Annotated in this window: 9 protein-coding genes (1 of these 9 cut by a window edge); 6 read left to right on the forward strand and 3 right to left on the reverse strand. The window is 72.2% G+C overall.

Features of this window, described 5'->3' with window-relative positions:
* Positions 1-14,296: the 3' portion of a non-ribosomal peptide synthase/polyketide synthase gene (locus tag ABD808_RS13505; RefSeq protein ID WP_344895462.1), read on the forward strand. The gene continues 11,897 nt to the left of window position 1, outside the view; 14,296 of the gene's 26,193 nt are visible here — the last part of the coding sequence; its start codon lies off the left edge, out of view; its stop codon occupies positions 14,294-14,296.
* Positions 14,297-14,352: 56 nt separating this feature from the next.
* Here ABD808_RS13505 and ABD808_RS13510 read toward each other — a convergent pair whose 3' ends face one another.
* Together ABD808_RS13510 and ABD808_RS13515 are read right to left on the reverse strand one after the other, a co-directional pair.
* Complete coding sequence (locus ABD808_RS13510) at positions 14,353-15,579, reverse strand: sensor histidine kinase (protein ID WP_344895465.1); 1,227 nt, start codon at positions 15,577-15,579, stop codon at positions 14,353-14,355.
* Positions 15,580-15,584: 5 nt separating this feature from the next.
* On the reverse strand, positions 15,585-16,238 hold the full coding sequence (locus ABD808_RS13515; RefSeq protein ID WP_344895468.1) for a response regulator transcription factor: 654 nt from the start codon (positions 16,236-16,238) through the stop codon (positions 15,585-15,587).
* 124 nt (positions 16,239-16,362) lie between these two features.
* Between ABD808_RS13515 and ABD808_RS13520 the strand changes: the two genes are divergently transcribed.
* Genes ABD808_RS13520 through ABD808_RS13530 form a run of 3 tightly spaced genes read left to right on the forward strand, consistent with a single transcriptional unit; the run spans position 16,363 to position 19,408 of the window.
* Positions 16,363-17,496 (forward strand): peptidoglycan-binding protein, encoded by a 1,134-nt coding sequence (locus ABD808_RS13520; RefSeq protein ID WP_344895470.1) that lies wholly within the window; start codon positions 16,363-16,365, stop codon positions 17,494-17,496.
* Positions 17,493-18,218 carry an ABC transporter ATP-binding protein gene (locus ABD808_RS13525; RefSeq protein WP_425548926.1) on the forward strand — a complete coding sequence of 242 codons (726 nt, stop codon included), beginning with the start codon at positions 17,493-17,495 and terminating at the stop codon, positions 18,216-18,218. Before ABD808_RS13520 ends, ABD808_RS13525 begins: the two co-directional genes overlap by 4 nt.
* Complete coding sequence (locus ABD808_RS13530; protein WP_344895473.1) at positions 18,215-19,408, forward strand: ABC transporter permease; 1,194 nt, start codon at positions 18,215-18,217, stop codon at positions 19,406-19,408. The genes ABD808_RS13525 and ABD808_RS13530 overlap by 4 nt, the downstream gene beginning before the upstream one ends.
* Positions 19,409-19,469: 61 nt before the next feature.
* On the opposite strand, the gene ABD808_RS13535 is transcribed toward ABD808_RS13530, so the two are convergent.
* On the reverse strand, positions 19,470-19,649 hold the full coding sequence (locus tag ABD808_RS13535; protein WP_344895476.1) for a hypothetical protein: 180 nt from the start codon (positions 19,647-19,649) through the stop codon (positions 19,470-19,472).
* A 45-nt stretch (positions 19,650-19,694) separates the two neighbouring features.
* Between ABD808_RS13535 and dpgA the strand changes: the two genes are divergently transcribed.
* A complete protein-coding gene (gene dpgA, locus ABD808_RS13540) occupies positions 19,695-20,825 on the forward strand; it encodes a 3,5-dihydroxyphenylacetyl-CoA synthase DpgA (RefSeq protein WP_344895478.1) in 1,131 nt (376 codons plus the stop codon).
* Complete coding sequence (gene dpgB, locus ABD808_RS13545; RefSeq protein WP_344895481.1) at positions 20,822-21,484, forward strand: enoyl-CoA-hydratase DpgB; 663 nt, start codon at positions 20,822-20,824, stop codon at positions 21,482-21,484. The genes dpgA and dpgB overlap by 4 nt, the downstream gene beginning before the upstream one ends.
* Positions 21,485-21,587 lie beyond the last annotated feature (103 nt).

The following is a 21,587-nucleotide window of genomic DNA, read 5'->3' on the forward strand; positions in this document are numbered from 1 at the left end:
GTTCGGGTCGTCCGGAGAGCGGATGTATCGGACCGGTGACCTGGTCAAGTGGACGCCCGCCGGGGAACTGCTGTTCCTCGGTCGGGCGGACGAGCAGGTCAAGGTTCGCGGGTTCCGGGTGGAGCCGGGCGAGATCGAGGCGGCTCTGCTGGCTCGTCCCGGCGTGGATCAAGCTGTGGTGGTCGCGCGGGATGAGCGGCTCGTGGCCTACGTCGTGCCCGCCGACTCCGACTCCGACGCCGAAGCGCTGCGCGAGTTCGTGGCGGAGCGGCTGCCCGACTATATGGTTCCGGCCGCGATCGTGCCGCTGGCCGAGTTGCCGCTGACCCCGAACGGAAAACTCGACCGCAAGGCGCTGCCCGCTCCCGACTTCTCGGCGGGCACCGGGACGAGTCGAGGCCCGTCCTCGGTTCAGGAGGAACTGTTGTGCGGGGCCTTCGCCGAGGTGTTGGGCCTGGAGTCGGTCGGCGTCGACGACGGCTTCTTCGAGTTGGGCGGCCACTCGCTCCTCGCGGTCCGGCTGGTGTCGCGGATCCGGGTTCTTCTCGGTGTGGAGGTCGAGGTCCGGACCCTGTTCGAGGCCCCGACGGTGACCCGGTTGGCCGCGTGGCTGACGGAGACGGGCGCGGGCCAGGCCCGGACGCCGTTGCGGGCGGGGGAACGTCCTGAGCGAGTCCCGCTCTCGTTCGCGCAGCGGCGGCTCTGGTTCCTGGCTCAACTGGAGGGCCCGAACTCCACGTACAACAACCCGTCGCTGATCAGACTGTCCGGTGTGGACGCGGCGGCCCTGGGCGCGGCACTGCGGGCCGTGATCGGACGCCACGAGGCCCTGCGCACGGTCTTCCCGTCCGCTGACGGCGAGCCCTACCAGCGGATTCTCGACCCAGCAGACCTCGACTGGAACCTGGAGGCACGCCAGGTCGAGCCGACGGAACTGCCGGAGGCCGTCAAGGAAGCATCGCGATACCCCTTCGACCTGTCGACGGACATCCCGATCCGCGCCTCCCTGTTCGAGGTCGGGGCCGACGAGCATGTGCTGCTCGTCGTCCTGCACCACATCGCCAGTGACGGATGGTCAATGGGCCCGCTGGGCCGCGACCTCTCCACGGCATACGCCGCGCGCCTCCGCAATGAAACCCCGGACTGGGAGCCGCTGCCCGTCCAGTACGCGGACTACGCCCTCTGGCAGCGCGAACTCCTCGGCGACGAAGCCGACCCCAACAGCCTGCTGTCGGCACAGGTCGATTACTGGCGGCAGACCCTCGCCGGAGCACCCGAAGAACTTGCGCTGCCGGTGGACCGGCCGCGTCCGGCAGCCGCCAGCCACCTGGGGCACTCCACGACCGTGCGGGTGCCCGCCGAGGTGCACGAGCGGCTCACGGAGCTGGCGCGGGCCGAGGGCGTGACGACGTTCATGGTGTTGCAGGCGGCGCTCGCCGTCATGCTGTCGCGGGTGGGCGCGGGCACCGACATCCCGATCGGTTCCGGTGTGGCGGGACGTACCGACGAGGCCCTGGACGACCTGATCGGCTTCTTCCTGAACAGCCTGGTGATCCGGACCGACCTGTCGGGCGACCCGGAGTTCCGGCAGGTCCTCGCCCGGGTGCGGGAGACGAGCCTCGGGGCGCTCCAGCACCAGGACGTCCCGTTCGAGCGGCTCGTCGAGGAGTTGGCGCCCGAGCGTTCCATGGCGCGGCACCCGCTGTTCCAGGTGGTGTTGACCCTCCAGAACGTGGAGCGGGCCGGGCTGCGGATGCCCGGGGTGCGGGCCGGGGTGGTCTCGGAGGTGGACGGCGCCGTCGTCGCCTCCGTCAAGACCGACCTGGACCTCATGATCGGGGAGGCGTTCGACGAGGAGGGCCGACCGGCCGGGCTGCACGGCTCGATGACGGTGTCGGCGGACCTGTTCGAGGAGGCCGCCGCCGCCCGGTTCGCGCAGTGGTTCGCGCGCGTCCTGGACGTCGTGTCGGCGGAACCGGACGTACGCCTGCACGCGGTCGACGTCGTCGACGCCCACGAACGCGAACGCATCCTCACCGCAGGTGCGCCCACCACGGCGGAACTACCGGCCACCTCAGTCCTCGACCTGTTCGGACGGCAAGTAGAGACCGCCCGCGACGCCCCGGCCGTGATCGCGGACGGGACCGTCCTGTCGTACGCCGAACTCGACGCGGCGGCGAACCGTCTGGCCCGCCATCTGCGTGGCCTCGGAGTGGGCGCCGAATCCGTCGTCGGGCTCTGCCTGCCGCGCGGCGAGCAGCTCGTCACCGCCGTCCTGGCCGTGTGGAAGGCGGGCGCGGCGTACCTGCCGATCGACGTCCGGTCGCCCGCCGAACGGATCACGTTCATGCTCGCCGACAGCTGGGCCCAGCTCGCCCTCGGCACCCAGGAGGTGCTCGACGACCTCCCGGTCGGACGGGTCCCGATGGTCGCGCTGGACGACCCCGCGACCGTGGCCGCCCTGACCGCCCAGGCGGACTCGGCGCCGGACGCGGTCGTGCGGCCGACGGCCCTGGCCTACGTGATCTATACGTCCGGGTCGACGGGCACGCCGAAGGGCGTCGCGGTCGCCCACAGCGGCCTGGTGAACCTGGTGTCCGCCCAGGTCGAACGGTTCGCCGTCGAATCGGACTCGCGGGTGTTGCAGTTCGCGTCGGCCGGGTTCGACGCGGCGGTCTCCGAAGTGCTGATGGCGTTGTGCTCCGGCGCGACCCTGGTCATGGCCGCGCAGGACGACCTGGTCGCGGCGATCGCCCGCCACGACGTGACGCATGCGACGCTGCCGCCCGCCGTGTTGCGGGTCCTGAACGATGACGACCTCGCCCCGGTGTCGACGCTGGTGTCGGCGGGCGAGTCGCTGGACGCGGGCCTGCTGGAGCGGTGGGCGCCGGGCCGCCGGATGATCAACGCCTACGGTCCGACCGAGATCACGGTGTGCGCGTCGATGTCGGCGCCGTTGACGGTCGGCGACCGTCCGACCATCGGGTCCCCGATGACCAACACGCGCCTGTTCGTCCTGGACGACGCGCTGGCCCCGGTGCCGGTCGGAGTGGCCGGTGAACTGTATGTCGCCGGGACCGGCGTGGCTCGCGGATACGTGGGCCGGGCGGCGCTGACCGGACAGCGGTTCGTGGCGTGCCCGTTCGGGTCGTCCGGTGACCGCATGTACCGGACGGGCGACCTGGTCAAATGGACCGCCGACGAGCAGCTGCTGTTCGTCGGCCGGGCGGACGAGCAGGTCAAGGTCCGCGGCTACCGGATCGAGCCCGCCGAGATCGAGGACGCCCTGCTCGCGCACCCCGATGTCGACCAGGCAGTCGTGATCGCGCGGGACGAACGGCTCGTGGCCTACGTCGTCCCCACGGACACCGGCACCGGCATCGCCACCGACGCGCTGCTGACGTCGGTCGGGCAGCGGCTGCCGGACTACATGGTCCCCGCCGCCGTCGTGACGCTCGACGCGCTCCCGCTGACCGTCAACGGCAAGCTGGACCGCAAGGCGCTGCCCGCCCCCGACTACGCGACCGGCGGCGGGACCCGGAGGGAACCGGAGACCCGCGAAGAGGAACTCCTCTGCGGCGCGTTCGCCGAAGTGCTCGGCCTGGAGTCGGTCGGCGTCGACGACGGCTTCTTCGACCTGGGCGGACACTCGCTCCTAGCAGTCCGGCTGGTGTCGCGGATCCGGGCTGTGCTCGGCGTGGAGATCGAGGTCCGGACGCTGTTCGAGGCCCCGAGCGTCGCCGAACTCGCCGCGCGGATCACCGGAACCGACGTCGACCGCGCGCGCGTCCCGCTCCAAGCGGGAGAACGCCCCGAGCGGGTGCCGTTGTCGTTCGCACAACGACGGCTGTGGTTCCTCGGGCAGCTGGAAGGCCCGAGCCCGACGTACAACATCCCGATGCCTGTCCGGCTGGCGGGCGACGTGGACGCCGACGCCCTGGGCATCGCGCTGCGGGACGTGATCGGACGGCACGAAGCCCTCCGCACGGTCTTCCCGTCCCAGGACGGCGAGCCGTACCAGCACATCCTGGACGCGGCAGACCTCGACTGGGCCCTGGAAGTCGTCCAGGTCGACCGTTCGCGCCTCTCCGAGGCCGTCGAAGAGGCCGCGCAGTACGCGTTCGACCTCTCATCCGAAGTGCCGATCCGGGCCTGGCTGTTCGAGACCGGCGCCGACGAGCATGTGCTGGTCGTCGTCCTACATCACATCGCCGGTGACGGCTGGTCTCGGGGTCCGCTGGGACGCGACCTCTCCGCCGCGTATGAGGCACGGCTGCGCGGCGAGGCCCCGACCTGGGAGCCGCTGCCCGTCCAGTACGCCGACTACGCGCTCTGGCAGCGCGAACTCCTCGGCGACGAAGCCGACCCGAACAGCCTCCTGTCGGCGCAGATGGACTACTGGCGCCGGACGCTCGCCGGAGTACCCGAGGAACTGGCGCTGCCGACCGCGCGCCCGCGCCCCGCGAAGGCCAGTCACCACGGCCACGCCGTGCCGTTGCTGATCCCGGCCGACGTGCACGAACGGCTGGTGGAGCTGGCGCGGGCCGAGAACGTCACGGCGTTCATGGTGGTGCAGGCCGCGCTGGCGGTCACGCTGTCGCGGCTCGGCGCCGGGGACGACGTCCCGATCGGCTCCCCGGTCGCGGGCCGCACCGACGAGGCCCTCGATGACCTGGTCGGCTTCTTCCTGAACACCCTGGTGCTCCGCACCGACCTGTCGGGCGACCCGCGCTTCCGCGAGGTACTGTCCCGCGTCCGCGAGACGAGCCTGAGCGCCCTGGCCCACCAGGACGTCCCGTTCGAGCGGCTGGTGGAGGAACTCGCCCCGTCCCGCTCGATGGCGCGGCATCCACTGGTCCAGACCGTGCTGACGATGCAGAACGCGGGTGCCGCAGCGCTGGAGCTGCCCGGCGTCCGCGCCGGTGCGGGCACGGGGGACATGGGCGACGGTTCCGTCCCGGCCCCGGCGAAGTTCGACCTCTACGTGTCCGCTGAGGAGCTGTTCGACACCGAGGGCCGTCCCGGCGGCTTTCGCGGGACGGTGACAGTGGCGGCGGATCTGTTCGACGCGCCGATGGCCGGACGGATCGCCGGTTGGCTGACGCGAGTCCTGGACGAGGTCACGGCCACCCCGGACATGCGCCTCCGCCAGGTGGACATCCTCGATCAAGCCGAACGCGAACAACTCCTCCTCACCTGGAACGACACCGTGACACCGGCCCCGGACCTCTCGGTGGTCGAACTCTTCGAACGCCAGGCCACGGCCACCCCGGACGCCATCGCGATCGTGGGCGGCGACGTCCACCGGACCTACGCCGAGCTGGACGCGGCGGCGAACCGACTGGCGCACCACCTGCGCGGACTCGGCGTCGGCGTCGAATCCGTCGTGGGCCTCTGCCTGCCCGACGGCCTGGAGATGGCGACGGCCATCCTGGCGGTCTGGAAGGCCGGGGCGGCGTACCTGCCGATCGACGGGCGGCTCCCCGCCGAACGGGTCGCGTTCATGCTGGCCGACAGCCGCGCGCCCGTGGTGTTCGGCGCCGAGGACACGCTCGACGAGCTGCCGTTGCGGGGCGTGCTGCCGGTCGCGGCCGACGACCCGCTGGTGGCGGCGCAGATCGCGGCGTGCCCGGACACCTCGCCCGGCGTGGCGGCCGGTCCCGACGCGCTCGCCTACGTGATCTACACGTCGGGTTCGACGGGCACGCCGAAGGGCGTCGGCGTGACCCGGGCGGCGCTCGCCAACTACGTGGTCTCGGCCTCGGAGCGCCTCGGCTGGTCCGCCGCCGGGACTCGGTACGCACTCCTCCAACCGCAGGTCACCGACCTGGGCAACACGGTCGTGTTCGTCAGCCTCGTCACTGGTGGCCAGCTGCACGTGCTGCCCGCCGAAGCCGTCACCGACCCCGAGGCGGTGGCCGGGTACCTGGCGGCACACGAGATCGACGGCGTGAAGGTGGTGCCGTCGCACCTGGCGGCGCTGGCGTCCGTCGCGGGGATGGAACGGGTCGTACCCGCCGCGTCGCTCGTGCTGGGCGGCGAGGCCGCTCCAGCCGAGTGGGTGGCCGAACTGGTCGCCGCCGCCGACGGGCGGCGCGTGTTCAACCACTACGGCCCGACCGAGACCACGATCGGTGTCACGACCGCCGAGCTGGACGCGGCGAGCGTCGCGCACGGCACGGTGCCTGTCGGGTCGCCGATCGCCAACACCCGGCTGTACGTCCTGGACGACGGGCTCGACCCGGTGCCGGTGGGCGTCGCCGGTGAGCTGTACGTGGCCGGTACGGGGCTGGCCCGCGGCTACCTCGGCCGGTCGGACCTGACCGGCGAACGGTTCGTCGCGTGCCCGTTCGGACCGTCCGGCGAACGCATGTACCGGACCGGTGACCTGGTCAAATGGACCGACGACGGGCAGCTCGCCTTCGTCGGCCGGGCGGACGGCCAGGTGAAGATCCGCGGGTTCCGCATCGAGCCAGGGGAGATCGAGTCCGCGCTGCTGGCCCATCCCGAGGTGGCGCGGGCCGCCGTGGTCGCCCGTGGTGATCTCCTCGGAGACAAGCGCCTCGTCGCCTACGTGGTGCCGTCCGACGGCGACACGATCGACGCCGAACTGCGGGACTTCCTCGCCGCGCGACTGCCGGACCATATGGTGCCGGGCGCGGTCGTCACCCTGCCCGAGCTGCCGCTGACCGCGAACGGCAAGCTCGACCGCAACGCACTGCCCGCCCCCGACTACACGTCCGACGCCGCCACCGGCGACCGGGGCCCCTCCACGCCGCATGAGGAACTGCTGTGCGGCGCGTTCGCCGAGGTGCTCGGCCTGGAGTCGGTCGGCGTCGACGACGGGTTCTTCGACCTGGGCGGACACTCGCTCCTTGCCGTCCGCCTGGTGTCGCGGATCCGGGCCGTGCTCGGCGTGGAGATCGAGGTCCGGACCCTGTTCGAGGCACCGACCGTCGCCCGGCTCGCGGCCCTGCTGGCGAGCCCCGGAGTGGGACGCGCCCGGACGCCGCTGCGGGCGGGCGACCGTCCCGAGCGGGTGCCGCTGTCGTTCGCGCAGCGACGGCTGTGGTTCCTCGGCCAGTTGGAAGGCCCGAGCCCGACGTACAACATCCCGATGCCGATCCGGATGTCGGGCGACGTGGACGTGGCCGCCCTGGACGCGGCGCTCAAGGACCTGATCGAACGGCACGAGTCGCTGCGGACGGTCTTCCCGTCGTCCCAGGACGGCGAGCCGTACCAGCGCATCGTCGACATGGCAGACCTGGACTGGCACCTGGAGGTCGTCCCGGTCGACCCGGCGGGCCTTGCCGAGGCCGCCGCCGAAGCGGCCCGGCACGCCTTCGACCTGTCGGCCGAGATCCCGATCCGGGCATGGCTGTTCGAGACCGGACCGTCCTCCAGCCCCCACCCGCCGCCATTCAACGGACGAGCTCCGCTCGACGGACCCGCTGAGCGGATCCTCGCCGTCGTGGTGCACCACATCGCCAGCGACGGCTGGTCACGCGGACCGCTCGGACGCGACCTCTCCACCGCGTACGCGGCCCGCGTCCGAGGTGAGGCACCCGACTGGGAACGGCTGCCCGTGCAGTACGCCGACTTCGCGTTGTGGCAGCGCGCGCTGCTCGGCGACGAGTCCGACCCGGACAGCCTCATGTCGGCGCAGGTGGACTACTGGCGGGAGACGCTCGCCGGAGTCCCCGAGGAGTTGGAACTGCCCGCGGACCGTCCGCGTCCCGCTGTCGCCGGTCACCTGGGTCATGTGGTGCCGCTGCGGGTGTCGGCCGAGGTGCACGAACGGCTCGTCGAGCTGGCGCGGGCCGAGGGCGTGACGGTGTTCATGGTGGTCGAGGCCGTCCTCGCCGTCACGCTGTCGCGGCTCGGCGCGGGCACGGACATCCCCATCGGCACGGCGATCGCCGGGCGCACCGACGAGGCGCTCGACGACCTGGTCGGCTTCTTCCTGAACACGCTGGTGATCCGCACGGACCTGTCCGGCGACCCGGACTTCCGGCGCGTCCTGGCCCGCGTCCGCGAGACGAGCCTCGGCGCGCTGGCGCACCAGGACGTCCCCTTCGAACGGCTCGTGGAGGAGCTGGCGCCCGAGCGGTCACTGTCCCGGCACCCGCTGTTCCAGGTCATGCTCACCGTCCAGAACACCGACCGCGCGACGCTCGACCTGCCGGGCCTGCGCACCGGGGGCGGGACGGCGCCCGCGCCCGCCTCGGTGCCGGTACCGGCGAAGTTCGACCTGGACGTGGTGGTCGGCGAGGTGTTCGACGAGCGGGGCCGCCCGGCCGGGCTGCGCGGGTCGATCACCGCGTCCCTCGACCGGTTCGACCTCGGGTCGGTCGAGCTGATCGCCCGGCGGTGGGTCCGCGTGCTGGACGTGCTGACCGCCGCGCCCGACACCGTCCTCCACGCGGTCGACGTGCTCGACCCCGACGAACGGGACCGGCTCCTCGTCCAGTGGAACGACACGGACGCGCCGGTCACCGGCGACACGGTCCTTGAGCTGTTCGACCGCCAGGCCGCCGCGACACCGGACGCGGTCGCCGTCGTCCACGACGGCGCGACGCTCACCTACCGGGAACTCGACGAGCGGGCCGGGCTCCTCGCGGCGACGCTCGCAGGGTTCGGTGTCGGCGCCGGTTCCGTGGTGGGGCTGTGCCTGCCCCGGAGCGCCGACGCGGTGGCGAGCGTGCTGGGCGTGTGGAAGGCGGGGGCGGCCTACCTCCCGATCGACCCGGTGGGCCCCGCCGAACGCATCGAGTTCATGCTCGCCGACAGCCGCGCCGTCGTCCTCGTCAGCACCGAGGACCTCCTGGACGACATGCCCGTCGGCCGGATGCCGACCATCGCGGTCGACGACCTGGACCCGCGGACCGTCGGTGCTGTGCCGTCCGCGACGACCGGCCCGGCGGAACTCGCCTACGTGATGTACACGTCGGGATCGACGGGACGGCCCAAGGGCGTCGCGGTGACCCACGCGGGCCTGGCCAACTACGTGACGTGGGCCGCCGACGCCTACGAGGTGGGTGCGGGCGGCGTGCCGCTGTACTCCTCGCTGGCCTTCGACCTGACCGTGACGAGCCTGCTGGTGCCGCTCGTGTCCGGGGCCGCCATCACGGTCGGCGCGGACGACGGCGTCGAGAGCCTGGCCGGGCTGCTGCGCTCGCACGACGGGTTCGACCTGGTGAAGGTCGTCCCGGCGCACCTGCCGATGCTCGCGGAGATGCTGCCCGCCGAGCGGGTGGCGGGGGCGGCGCGCCGCTGGATCGTCGGCGGTGAGGCGCTCGCGGGCGCCGACGTGGCGTCCTGGCTGGACCTGGCCCCGGGCACCGTGGTGGTGAACGAGTACGGCCCGACCGAGACCGTGGTCGGCTGCTCGATCTACGAGGTGGCGGCGGGCGACCGGGTCGACGGGGCGGTGCCGATCGGACGGCCCATCGCCAACACGAAGCTGTACGCGCTTGGGGACGATCTCCAACCGGTCCCGGTCGGCCCGGTCGGCGAGCTCTACATCGCCGGTGCGGGACTCGCCCGCGGCTATGTCGGACGTCCCGGCCTGACCGGCGAACGGTTCGTCGCGTGCCCGTTCGGGGCGGCCGGAGAACGGATGTACCGGACGGGCGACCTCGTGAGATGGACCGCGGACGGGCACCTGGTGTTCGTCGGACGCTCCGACGAGCAGGTCAAGGTGCGCGGCTTCCGGATCGAGCCCGGCGAGATCGAGGCCGTGCTGACCGAGCGTCCCGACGTGGCGCGGGCGGCCGTCGTCGCGCGGGAGGACGAGCCCGGAGACAAGCGCCTCGTCGCCTACGTCGTGCCCGCCGACGACGAGATCGGAGACCTGCGCGCCTACGCGGCGGAACGCCTGCCCGAGCACATGGTGCCCGTCGCCGTCGTCGCGCTGGACGCGCTCCCGTTGACCGCCAACGGCAAGCTCGACCGGAAGGCGCTGCCCGCGCCGGACTACGGCGCCGCCGCCGGGACCGGCCGGGGCCCCGCCACGGCTGTGGAGCTAGCACTGTGCGGTGCGATCGCCGAAGTGCTTGGCCTGGAGTCGGTTGGTGTGGACGACGGGTTCTTCGACCTGGGAGGGCACTCGCTTCTGGCGGTCCGGTTGGTGTCGCGGATCCGGGCCGTGCTCGGCGTGGAGATCGAGGTCCGGACTCTGTTCGAGACCTCGTCCGCGGCCGGGCTGGCGGCCCTGCTGGCGGAGTCCGGGGCGGGCGAGGCCCGGCTGGCGTTGCGGGCCGGGGAACGTCCGGAACGGGTGCCGCTGTCGTTCGCGCAGCGACGGTTGTGGTTCCTTGGGCAACTGGAGGGGCCGAGCCCGACGTACAACGTGCCGATGCCGACGCGGTTGTCCGGCGACGTGAACGTCCCGGCCCTGGAGTCCGCGCTGCGGGACGTGATCGGACGGCACGAATCCCTGCGAACCGTCTTCCCGTCCCAGGACGGCGAGCCGTACCAGCACATCCTGGACGCGGCGGACCTGGATTGGGCCCTGGAGGTCGTTCAGGTCGATCGTTCGGGCCTGTCCGGGGCCGTTGAGGAGGCCGCGCGGTACGCGTTCGACCTGTCGTCCGAGGTGCCGATCCGGGCCTGGCTGTTCGAGACCGGGCCGGTCCCTGGTGGGGGGACGACCCCCCACACCCCCCGGAACGGATCGGACTCGTCCGGTGACCGGCTCCTCTTGGTCGTGACGCACCACATCGCCTGCGACGGCTGGTCGATGGCCCCGCTGGGCCGCGACCTCTCCGCCGCGTACGAGGCGCGGCTGCGCGGCGAGGTCCCGGCCTGGGAGCCGCTGCCCGTCCAGTACGCGGACTACGCGCTGTGGCAGCGTGAGTTGCTCGGTGACGAGTCCGACCCGGAGAGCCTGCTGTCGGCGCAGATGGACTACTGGCGTCGGACGCTCGCCGGAGCACACGAGGAACTGGCGTTGCCGACCGACCGTCCCCGCCCTGACGTGGCCAGCCATGTGGGACATCGGGTGCGGTTGGGCGTCCCGGCCGAGGTGCACGAACGGTTGGCGGCCCTGGCACGGGCCGAAGGCGCCACGACGTTCATGGTGTTGCAGGCCGCGCTGGCGGTCACGCTGTCGCGGCTCGGCGCCGGGGACGACATCCCGATCGGCTCCCCGATCGCGGGCCGCACCGACGAGGCACTGGACGACCTGGTCGGCTTCTTCCTCAACACCCTGGTCATCCGCACCGACCTGTCCGGCGACCCGCGCTTCCGCGAGGTGCTGGCCCGCGTCCGGGAGACGAGCCTCGGCGCCCTGGCGAACCAGGACGTCCCCTTCGAGCGGCTGGTGGAGGAACTCGCCCCGTCCCGGTCGCTGGCACGGCACCCGCTGACACAGGTGGAACTCACCCTCCAGAACACTGGGGACGCCGCGCTTCGCGTCCAGAGCGCGCGGCCCGCCGACGACACCGGCGACGACGAGGCGGTACCGGCGCCCTCGAAGTTCGACCTCTACGTCTCCGTGGCCGAGGCGTTCGACGAGCAGGGCGGTGCCGCCGGGCTCCACGGAACCGTTACGGTGGCCGCCGACCTGTTCGACGCGCCGACGGCCAACCGCATCGCGGACTGGTTCGTCCGGGTGCTGGACGTGGTGACCGCCACCCCGGACGTCCGGCTGCGCGAGGTCGAGGCGCTCGGCCACGACGAACGCGAACAGCTCCTCGTCACCTGGAACGACACGGCCGCGCCGCTGCCGGACCACTCGGTGGTCGAGCAGTTCGAGCGCCAGGCGGCGACCACCCCGGGCGCCGTCGCGATGGTCAGCGGCGGGACCCGCCGAACCTACGCCGAGCTGGATGCGGCGGCGAACCGACTCGCGCACCACCTGCGCGGCCTTGGCATCGGCGCCGAATCCGTCGTGGGCCTCTGCCTGCCCGACGCGGTCGAGATGGTCACGGCCATCCTCGCGGTCTGGAAGGCCGGGGGCGCGTACCTGCCGATCGACGGGAGGCTGCCCGTCGATCGGGTGGCGTTCATGCTGGCCGACAGCCGGGCGCACCTGCTCGCGGGCACCCAGGACGTCCTGGACGAACTGCCCGTTGGCCGCGTCCCGATGCTGGCGCTGGACGACCCGATGACGGCCGACGCCCTGCACCACGCACCCGGCACCGCCGTGGACGGTCGTCCCGACCGGCTGGGGTTGGCCTACGTGATGTACACGTCGGGATCCACCGGGAAGCCGAAGGGCGTCGGGGTGACCCATGCGTCGCTCGCCAACTACGTTGTCTCGGCGTGCGACCGGCTCGGCTGGTCCGGCGCGGGCGCCCGGTACGCCCTGTTGCAGCCGCAGGTCACCGACCTCGGCAACACGGTCGTGTTCGGAAGCCTCGTCACCGGCGGTGAGCTGCACGCCCTCGACGGCGCGACGGTCACCGAGCCCGAGGCGGTCGCCGGATACCTCGCCGACCAGCGGATCGACGGCTTCAAGGTCGTGCCGTCGCACCTGGCCGCGCTGGCCGCCGCCGCCGGGACGGAGCGCGTCGTCCCCGCCGGGACGCTGGTGCTGGGCGGCGAGGCCGCGCCCGCGAGCTGGGTCGCCGACCTGGTGGCCGCGGCCGATGGACGGCGCGTGTTCAACCACTACGGGCCCACGGAGACCACCATCGGGATCACCACGGCGGAACTCACCCCGCCGCTGGTCGAGAACGGTGTCGTCCCGATCGGGACGCCGATCGCCAACACCCGCGTGTTCGTCCTCGATGACGCGCTGAGCCCTGTGCCGGTCGGGGTGCCCGGCGAGCTGTACGCGGCGGGCGAGGGAGTCGCGCGCGGCTACGTCGGCCGGGCCGCCCTGACCGGTGAACGGTTCGTCGCGTCGCCCTTCGGGACGGCCGGTGAACGGATGTACCGCACCGGCGACGTGGTGAAATGGACCGCCGACGGCAACCTCGTGTTCGTCGGCCGGGCCGACGAGCAGGTGAAGGTACGCGGGTTCCGCGTCGAGCCCGGCGAGATCGAGACGGCGCTGCTGTCGCATCCCGACGTCGCCCAGGCCGCCGTGATCGCCCGCGAGGACGAGCCCGGCGACCGCCGCCTGGTCGCCTACCTCGTTCCCGTCGACCCCGACACCGTCCCCGACGAGCTGCGGGACTTCGCCGTCCGGCGGCTGCCCGACCACATGGTGCCCGCCGCGTTCGTCACCCTCGCCGAACTGCCGTTGACCAGCAACGGCAAGCTCGACCGGAAGGCGTTGCCCGTCCCGGACTACGCGGGCGCGGCGGGGGCCTGGGCGGCCGCCGGACGCAACCCCGCCACCGCGCTGGAAAGCCTGGTCTGCGAGGTGTTCGCGGAAGTCCTCGGCGTGCCGGAGGTCGGGGTCGACGACGACTTCTTCCAGCTCGGCGGGCACTCCCTGATGGCGGTCAGGCTTGTCACACGGCTCCAGGAGCGCGGGGTGACGGTGTCGGTCCGCAGTGTCTTCGCCGCGCCGACCCCGGCCGGGCTGATCGGCGGGCTGAGCCTGTCGTCCCTGGGCGACTCGCTCGGCCCGATCCTGCCGATCCGCGCCGAGGGGACGCGGCCGCCGTTCTTCCTCGTCCACCCGGCCGCCGGGTTGAGCTGGTGCTACCGGCCGCTGGCCCGGTTCGTCCCGGACGACGTCCCGCTGCTGGGCCTCCAGGCCACCGGGCTGGACGGCGGCGCCGACCCGGCCGCGACCATCGAGGAGATGGCGGCGGAGTACGTCGAGCGGATCCGCGCCGTGCAGCCGACCGGGCCGTACCACCTGCTCGGGTTCTCGTTCGGCGGGATGCCCGTGCACGAGATCGCCGTCCAGCTCCAGGCCGCGGGCGAGACCGTCGCCGCGCTGGTGATCATGGACACGTATCCGTCCACCCGCACCGACGACGACAACGCCGAAGGCCCGGCTCCCGAGGACACCAGGGAACCCGAGGCCGCGGAACCCGAAGCCGCCGACTCCGAGGATCACCTGCGGCGCATCGCGGAGCGGTTCAGGGAGGAGGTCGGGGAGGTCCTCGGCGGCATCTCCGACGACGAGCTGATCCTCATCGCGAGGATCTTCCGCAACAACCTGCGGCTCAGGAGGGAGCACGTGCCCGGCGTCTTCGACGGCGACGTCCTGCTGTTCGTGGCGGGGGAGAGCGACCAGGAGAACCCGCCGGACGCCCGCCTGTGGGAGCCGCACGTGCGGGGTGAGATCACGGAGGCGGCGCTGCCCTGCCGCCACACCGACCTCATGCAGCCCGAGATGCTGGGCCAGGCATGGCCGGTGATCGCCGAATGGCTCGGCCTCCGGGACTGAGCGGGCCCGAGGCGGGCGGGGCGTGGCGCTCGCCCGCCGGGGCTCGCCCGCCGGGCTCAGGCCCCGGCGGGCGCGGGGGCGACGGCGGCGGGGGTGAGCGCCGGAAGGTTCACGGTGACGGTCAGCCCGCCGTCCGGGTTCGGCGTGGCGTGGACGGCGCCGCCATGGGCGTGGGTGATCGCGGCGACGATGGACAGCCCGAGGCCCGCGCCCTCCGACGACCCCGTCCGGTCGTCGCGCAGCCTGCGGAACGGCTCGAACAGCGAGTCGACCTGCTCGGCGGGGACGTGCGGGCCGGTGTTGCGGACCGTCAGCCCGGTGGCCGCCGACACCTCCACCACGACCTCGCCGCCCTCGTGGTTGTGCCGGATCGCGTTCTGCACGAGGTTCGCCGCCAACCGGCCGAGCATGACCTCGTCGCCCGCGACGGTGACCGGACGCGCGTCGCCGACGATGGTGACGCCCGCGCGGTCGGCGAAGCGGCGGTGCTCCTCCACGACCTGCCTGACCACGGCGTCCAGCTCCACGGGAGACCGGGTGTCGAGGCCGCGTTCGCCCTGCGCCAGGACGAGCAGTCCCTCGATGAGCCGTTCGGACCGTTCCGTGTTGCGCAGCAGCTCCGTCCGGATCCGGTCGACGCGCTCCGGCGTCGGGTCTGCGAGGCCGATCTCGATGGCGGTCCGCTGGATGGTCAGCGGAGTGCGCAACTCGTGTGAGGCGTTGGCGACGAACCGGCGCTGGCTGTCCACCGCGTGTTCCAGCCGGTCGAGCATGGCGTCGAACGTGTCGGCGAGTTCCTTCAGCTCGTCCTGCGGACCGGTCAGCGCGATGCGTTCGTGCAGGGTCGACAGCGACAGCCGATGGGCGGTGGCGGTGATGCGGTGCAGCGGCCGGAGCAGCCGCCCGGTGAGCCACCAGCACACCGCGAACGCCAGCACCGTGATCACGGCGATGGCGACCAGGGTGACGCCCCGCTGCGTGGCCACCAGGCTCTGCTGGAACTCCGACCTGCTGCCCTCCGAGAGGTTCTGCGGCGTCCCGCCGCCCGCCCCCGGCGCGAACGGGATGGTCGAACACGACTGACCGGAGGGCCGCCGGTCGCACGGGACCGTGCTGATCGACAGGGCGTCCGGAAGGTTCCGCACCTTGTTGTCGAGCAGATGCCGCTGGAACTGTTCCGCCGCGAACAGCACCCCCGAGGTGATGACCGCGAAGAGCCCCCCGTACAGCAGGGTCATCCGGGCCCGCACCGAGCGCCGGGTCAGTCCGCCGATCCTCCGCATGGCCCTCACAACCTGTATCCGCTGCCCGGCACGGTGACGATCACCGGCGGGTCGCCGAGCTTGGCCCGCAGCTTGCTCATGGTGACCTTGACGACGGTGGTGAACGGGTCGGTGTGCTCGTCCCAGGCCCGCTCCAGGAGTTCCTCGGTGCTGACGACCTTCCCCCGCGCCTGCATCAGAACCTCCAGCACCGCGTACTCCTTGCGGGACAGCGGCAGGTAGCTCCCGTCGCGGAACGCCTGGCGGCGCGCCGTGTCCAGGGTGATGCCGCAGGTCTCCAGCACCGGCGGCAGCGGCGGCGCGGACCTTCGGCCGAGCGCCCGGATCCGCGCCACCAACTCGTCGAAGGCGAACGGCTTGGCCAGATAGTCGTCGGCGCCCAGGTTCAGGCCGGTGACCCGGTCGTGGACGGCGCCGGACGCGGTCAGCATCAGGATGCGCACCGTCTCCCCGCGCTGGGCCAGCTCCTGGCAGATCTCGTCGCCGTGGACGCGGGGCAGGTCCCGGTCCAGGACGAGCACGTCGTAGTCGTTGACCGCCAGGCGCTCCAGGGCGCCAGCCCCGTCGTAGGCGACGTCCACCGCCATCGCCTGTTCGCGCAGCCCCTCGGCCACCAGGTCGGCGAGGAAACGCTCATCTTCGGCCACCAGTATCCGCATGCTCCCATTGCCGCAGACCGGCGATAAGGCGGGGGTTAACACAAGCGGTCACCGCCACGAAACCGGTGTTTCGGCAAGCTGATCGTCATGAGTCCATTTTCAGCGGAACGTCCGGAGGCCGACAGTGCTGGAATCCAAGGTTGACGTGCCCGTCCGGGACGAGGCGTCGCCGCCTCCGCGGCGACGGCGCCGCCGGCTCTGGGCGCTGCTCGGCGGCACCGCTGCCCTGGCGATCGGCGCGGCCGGCGCGGCGTTGGCGCTGGGGGGTGGAAGCGACACACCGGCGCGGAGCGCCTCGGGGCTGCCGACCGTCGCGGTCGTCCGTACCACCATGGTCCGGACGTCGGACGTGGACGGTACCCTCGGCTTCGCCGACACCTACACCGTCCTCGCCGGTGGCAAGGGCCGCGTCACCTGGCTGCCCCGCACCGGTGACGTCATCGAACGCGGCGAACGCGTGTACGGGCTGGACGGCGAGAAGGTCCCGCTGGTCTACGGGGACACGCCGTTCTGGCGGACATTCCAGCAGGGCATGACCAAGGGCAAGGACGTCCTCGAACTGGAACGCAACCTGGACAAGCTCGGCTACGGCGACGACATGACCGTGGACCGCTCGTTCACGTGGGCGACCGCGGAGGCCCTCCGCGACTGGCAGGACGACCTCGGCCTCCCCGAGACCGGCGAACTGGACCCCGACGCCGTCGTGGTGCAGCCCGGCGCCATCCGGGTGACGAAGCTGTCGGTCGTCCTCGGCGCGCCCGCGGGCGGCAGCGTGCTGACCGCCAGCAGCATCCGGCGGGTCGTCACGGTGAACCTGCCGGTCAGCCGGCAGGAGGTCGCCGTGCGGGGCGCCAAGGTCCGGGTCACCCTGCCCGGCGGCAAGACCACGACCGGCCGCATCACCACGATCGGCACGACCGCCACCGCCGGTACCACCAACGCCCAGTCGCAGACCGGGCAGGGCACCGAGAACGCGACGATCCCCGTCACCATCACGCTGGACAAGGCGGGCGGCGCGGCCGACTTCGACGGCGCGCCCGCGACCGTCGGGTTCACCAGCACCGAGCACAAGAACGTCCTGGCCGTGCCGATCAACGCGCTGATGGCGTCCGCCGAGGGCGCCTACTCGGTGACCGTGGTGGACGCCTCCGGGACGGTCCACTCCGTCCCGGTCAAGCTCGGCATCTACGACGGCGACCGGGTCGAGGTGAGCGGCGACCTTCAGCCCGGCATGAAGGTGCAGGTGCCGAAGTCATGACCGACGGCCTCATGACCGGCGACCCCCGCTCCCCTGATGACGAGACTCCGGTCCTCGCCGTGGAGAACGCCACCAAGGTCTATTCGGGCGGGGTACGGGCGCTGCGCGACGTGTCCCTCGCCGTCGCCCCCGGGGAGCTGGTCGCGATCGTCGGGCCGTCCGGGTCCGGCAAGTCGACGCTGCTGCACCTGATGGGGACCCTGGACACCCCGACCACGGGCCGCGTCCTGATGCTCGGGCACGACGTGGCCAAGCTGCCGGACCGGCGACTGGCCGCCGTCCGGGCCCGGTGGATCGGGTTCGTGTTCCAGCAGTTCTTCCTGACCCCGCACCTGTCGGCACTGGACAACGTCGCCACCGGCCTCCTGTACCACGGCGTCTCGCCGCGGGAACGCCGCCGCCTGGCCAAGGCGGCGCTGGAACGCGTGGGCCTCGGCCACCGGCTGGACCACCGCCCGAACCAGCTGTCGGGAGGCGAGAAACAGCGCGTCGCCATCGCCCGCGCCGTCGTCGGCGACCCGCCGCTGCTGCTCGCCGACGAGCCGACCGGCAACCTCGACTCCGTCTCCGGCGCGGGCGTGCTGGAGCTGCTCACCGAACTCAACGGCGACGGCACCGCCGTCGTGGTGATCACCCACGATCTGGAGGTCGCCGCCGCACTGCCCCGGCGCCTGGAGATCCGCGACGGCCAGATCCACGCCGACACAGGAGTACTCGCATGAAGGCTCTTCCGGAACCGGTCCGGCTCCGCTCGGGCGACCTGGCGCAGGTCGGGCTGGAGGGGCTGCGCGGACGGCCGTTGCGGGCGGCGCTGTCGGCGCTCGGCATCGCCATCGGCGTCGCGGCCATGGTGGGGCTGGTGGGCATCAGCACCGTCAGCAAGGCCGGGCTGATGGCGGAGATCCAGCGGCTCGGCACCAACATGCTCACCGTCACGCCCGGCACGTCGCTGACGGGTCAGGAGGCGCGGCTGCCCGCCCAGGCGGAGGGCATGGCCGCGCGGATCCCCGGCGTGACCGGGGTGTCGGCCGTCGGCGCGGTGACCGGGGCCAGCGCGCGCCGCACCGACAAGATCGACTCGGCGACGACCAACGGGATCGCGGTGCAGGCGTCCCGGACCAACCTGCTGGACGCCCTCGGCGGCACGGTGCGGACCGGCACGTTCCTCAACCCCGCCACCAGCCGCTACCCGGCCGTCGTGCTGGGCTCGGTGGCCGCCGAACGGCTCGGCGTCGACCGGACCGGCGGGCACGTCTACATCGCGGGCCGCTGGTTCCTGGTGACGGGCGTCCTCGACACGGTCAAGCTCGCGCCCGAGATCGACCGGTCGGCGCTGATCGGCTGGGACTACGCGACGACGCTCGGGTTCAACGGGTACGCGACCACCCTGTACGAGCGGTCCACCGACGAGACCGTGGCGTCCGTGCGCGACATCCTCGGCTACACCATCAACCCGGAGCATCCCGAGGAGATCCAGATCAGCCGTCCGTCGGACGTGCTCACGGCGCAGGCCGCCGCGAACCGCGCGTTCAACGCCCTGTTCTTCGCCCTCGGCGGGATCGCCCTGCTCGCGGGCGGCGTCGGCATCGCCAACATCATGGTGATCTCGGTGCTGGAACGCCGCCAGGAGATCGGGCTGCGCCGGTCGCTCGGTGCGACCCGCGGGCAGATCCGGCTCCAGTTCCTCACCGAGTCGGTCACGCTGTCGGGGCTGGGCGGCGCCGCCGGGGTGGTCATCGGGCTGGTCGTCTCCCTCGGCTACGCCGTCTTCCGGGGGTTCCCGCTCGCGCTGCCCGGCCAGGCCATCACCGGGGGAGCGCTGGCCGCCATCCTCATCGGCGCCGTCGCGGGCCTCTACCCGGCCCGCCGCGCCGCCCGCCTCACCCCGACCGAGGCGCTGGCCACCACCTGACCGCCCCACGCGCCCGACGTGACCGGAATGGGCCGGGCGACCGTTCGACCGCAGATTTACTTCACTTGAACACCCGGCCTTTCCGATCCGTCATCGTGCGGATATCGCCGTTCTCATATTCTTTCCATTCGCGCAGATCTGGTTTTTTGTCGCCCTTCGATCGGAGAATGATGTGCGCCGGGTTCTCGGCCCGGACGAACTCTTCGAGAAAGGCGAGGACGATGACGGCGGACCAGGTCAAGCGGCTGTTCCGGAGCAAGCTGAGGACATGGGGGTGGATGTACCGATGACGACCGCTCTCGACCTCCCCGCAGAAATCGACGACGTCCGGGCGGCGCGGGATTCGCTGCCCGCGATCTCGCGGATCGTCGGCGTCGGCACGGCCGTGGCGGGCACCCGAATCTCCCAGCCCGAACTGCTCGACGTGCTGGGCGTCGAAAATCCCAAGGTCCGCTCGGTATTCCTCAACAGCGCGATCGAACGGCGCCACCTCACCCTTCCCCCGCTGAACGCGGACGGCGCCAGACGGCCCGAGTCGCAGGGCGACCTGCTCGACAAGCACACCGCGCTCGCCGTCGAGATGGGCGCGCAGGCGCTCGAAGCGTGCCTGAAGAGCGCCGGGGCCTCCCTGTCCGACCTGCGCCACCTGTGCTGCGTGACCTCGACCGGCTTCCTCACCCCCGGCCTCAGCGCGCTGATCATCCGCGAGCTGGGCATCGACCGGCACTGCGGCCGCGCGGACATCGTCGGCATGGGATGCAACGCGGGCCTGAACGCCCTCAACGTCGTGTCCGGCTGGTCGGCGGCGCACCCCGGCGAACTCGCCGTCGTCCTGTGCACCGAGGCATGCTCCGCCGCGTACGCGCTCGACGGGACGATGCGCACCGCCGTGGTCAACAGCCTCTTCGGGGACGGCGCGGCGGCCCTCGCCCTCCGCGCGGACGGCCCCGACACCGACACGGTCGACGTCCCCCAGGGGCCCCGCGTCCTGAAGTTCGCCAGCCTCATCATCACCGAGGCGCTCGACGCGATGCGCTACGACTGGGACCGCGACCTCGGCCGGTTCAGCTTCTTCCTCGATCCCGACATCCCCTACGTGGTCGGCGCGCACGCGGAGATCGTCGTCGACCGGCTGCTGGTGGGCACCGGCCTGCGCCGCGCCGACATCGGCCACTGGCTGGTGCACTCGGGCGGCAAGAAGGTCATCGACGCCGTCGTGATCAACCTCGGGCTGAGCCGCTACGACGTCCGGCACACCACCGGCGTCCTGCGCGACCACGGCAACGTGTCGAGCGGCTCCGTCCTGTTCTCCTACGAACGCCTCGTCGCCGAGGACGTCGCCCGCCCGGGGGAGTACGGCGTGCTCATGACCATGGGCCCCGGTTCCACCATCGAGACCGCGCTGGTCCAGTGGTGAGCGCCAGGGAAGGCGACGACCTCGTCCTGCGGATCGACGGCACACGGCCCATTTCGGCGGAGACCGTCGCGTCCGTGGCCGCCCTGTGCGACCGCGCCGAAGACCACGACGGCCCGCACCCGGTGGTGGTCCACGTCTCCGGCGCGCCGGACGCGTCCTGGGCGGACGGCCTGACCGTCGGCCTGGCCAACAAGTGGGAACGCGCGCTGCGCAGGCTGGAGCGCCTCGACCGCCTGACGGTCGGAACGGCGTCCGGCGACTGCGGCGGCACCGCGCTGGACGCCCTGTTGGTGACCGACGTCCGCGTCGCCACCCCGGAGACGCGGCTGCTGCTGTCCACACCAGACGGCACCACCTGGCCCGGCATGGCCCTCTACCGCCTCACCCAGGAGGTCGGCACAGCCCGAATCCGCCGCGCGGTCCTGCTAGGAGCCCCGATCGAGGCCACCGAGGCCCACACCATGGCCCTGCTGGACGACCTCACCACCGACCCCACGAGCGCGCTCGCAGAACTGACATCAACGGCCGCAGCCATCCCGCCCAGCGAACCCTCCATCAGACGCCGACTCCTGTTCGACGCGTCCACGGTCCCCTTCGAAGAGGCCCTCGGAGCCCACCTCGCCGCATGCGACCGCACTTTGCGCAGGAAGACACCATGACCGCAGCGAAGCGAGGATCTTGGTGTCTTCTCCCTCGGGGGTCTGGGGGTCGTCCCCCAGAGGGGTGGGTCGTGACCGCAGCGGAGCGAGGATCTTGGTGTCT

The sequence above is a fragment of the Actinomadura meridiana genome (assembly GCF_039537545.1).
Lineage (GTDB): Bacteria > Actinomycetota > Actinomycetes > Streptosporangiales > Streptosporangiaceae > Spirillospora > Spirillospora meridiana.

Coding starts and splice junctions, on each gene's coding strand:
- ABD808_RS13515 (WP_344895468.1), bottom strand. CDS start 16,238: ATGCGGATACTGGTGGCCGAAGATGAGCGTTTCCTCGCCGACCTGGTG.
- ABD808_RS13525 (WP_425548926.1), top strand. CDS start 17,493: ATGACCGACGGCCTCATGACCGGCGACCCCCGCTCCCCTGATGACGAG.
- ABD808_RS13510 (WP_344895465.1), bottom strand. CDS start 15,579: ATGCGGAGGATCGGCGGACTGACCCGGCGCTCGGTGCGGGCCCGGATG.
- ABD808_RS13530 (WP_344895473.1), top strand. CDS start 18,215: ATGAAGGCTCTTCCGGAACCGGTCCGGCTCCGCTCGGGCGACCTGGCG.
- dpgA (WP_344895478.1), top strand. CDS start 19,695: ATGACGACCGCTCTCGACCTCCCCGCAGAAATCGACGACGTCCGGGCG.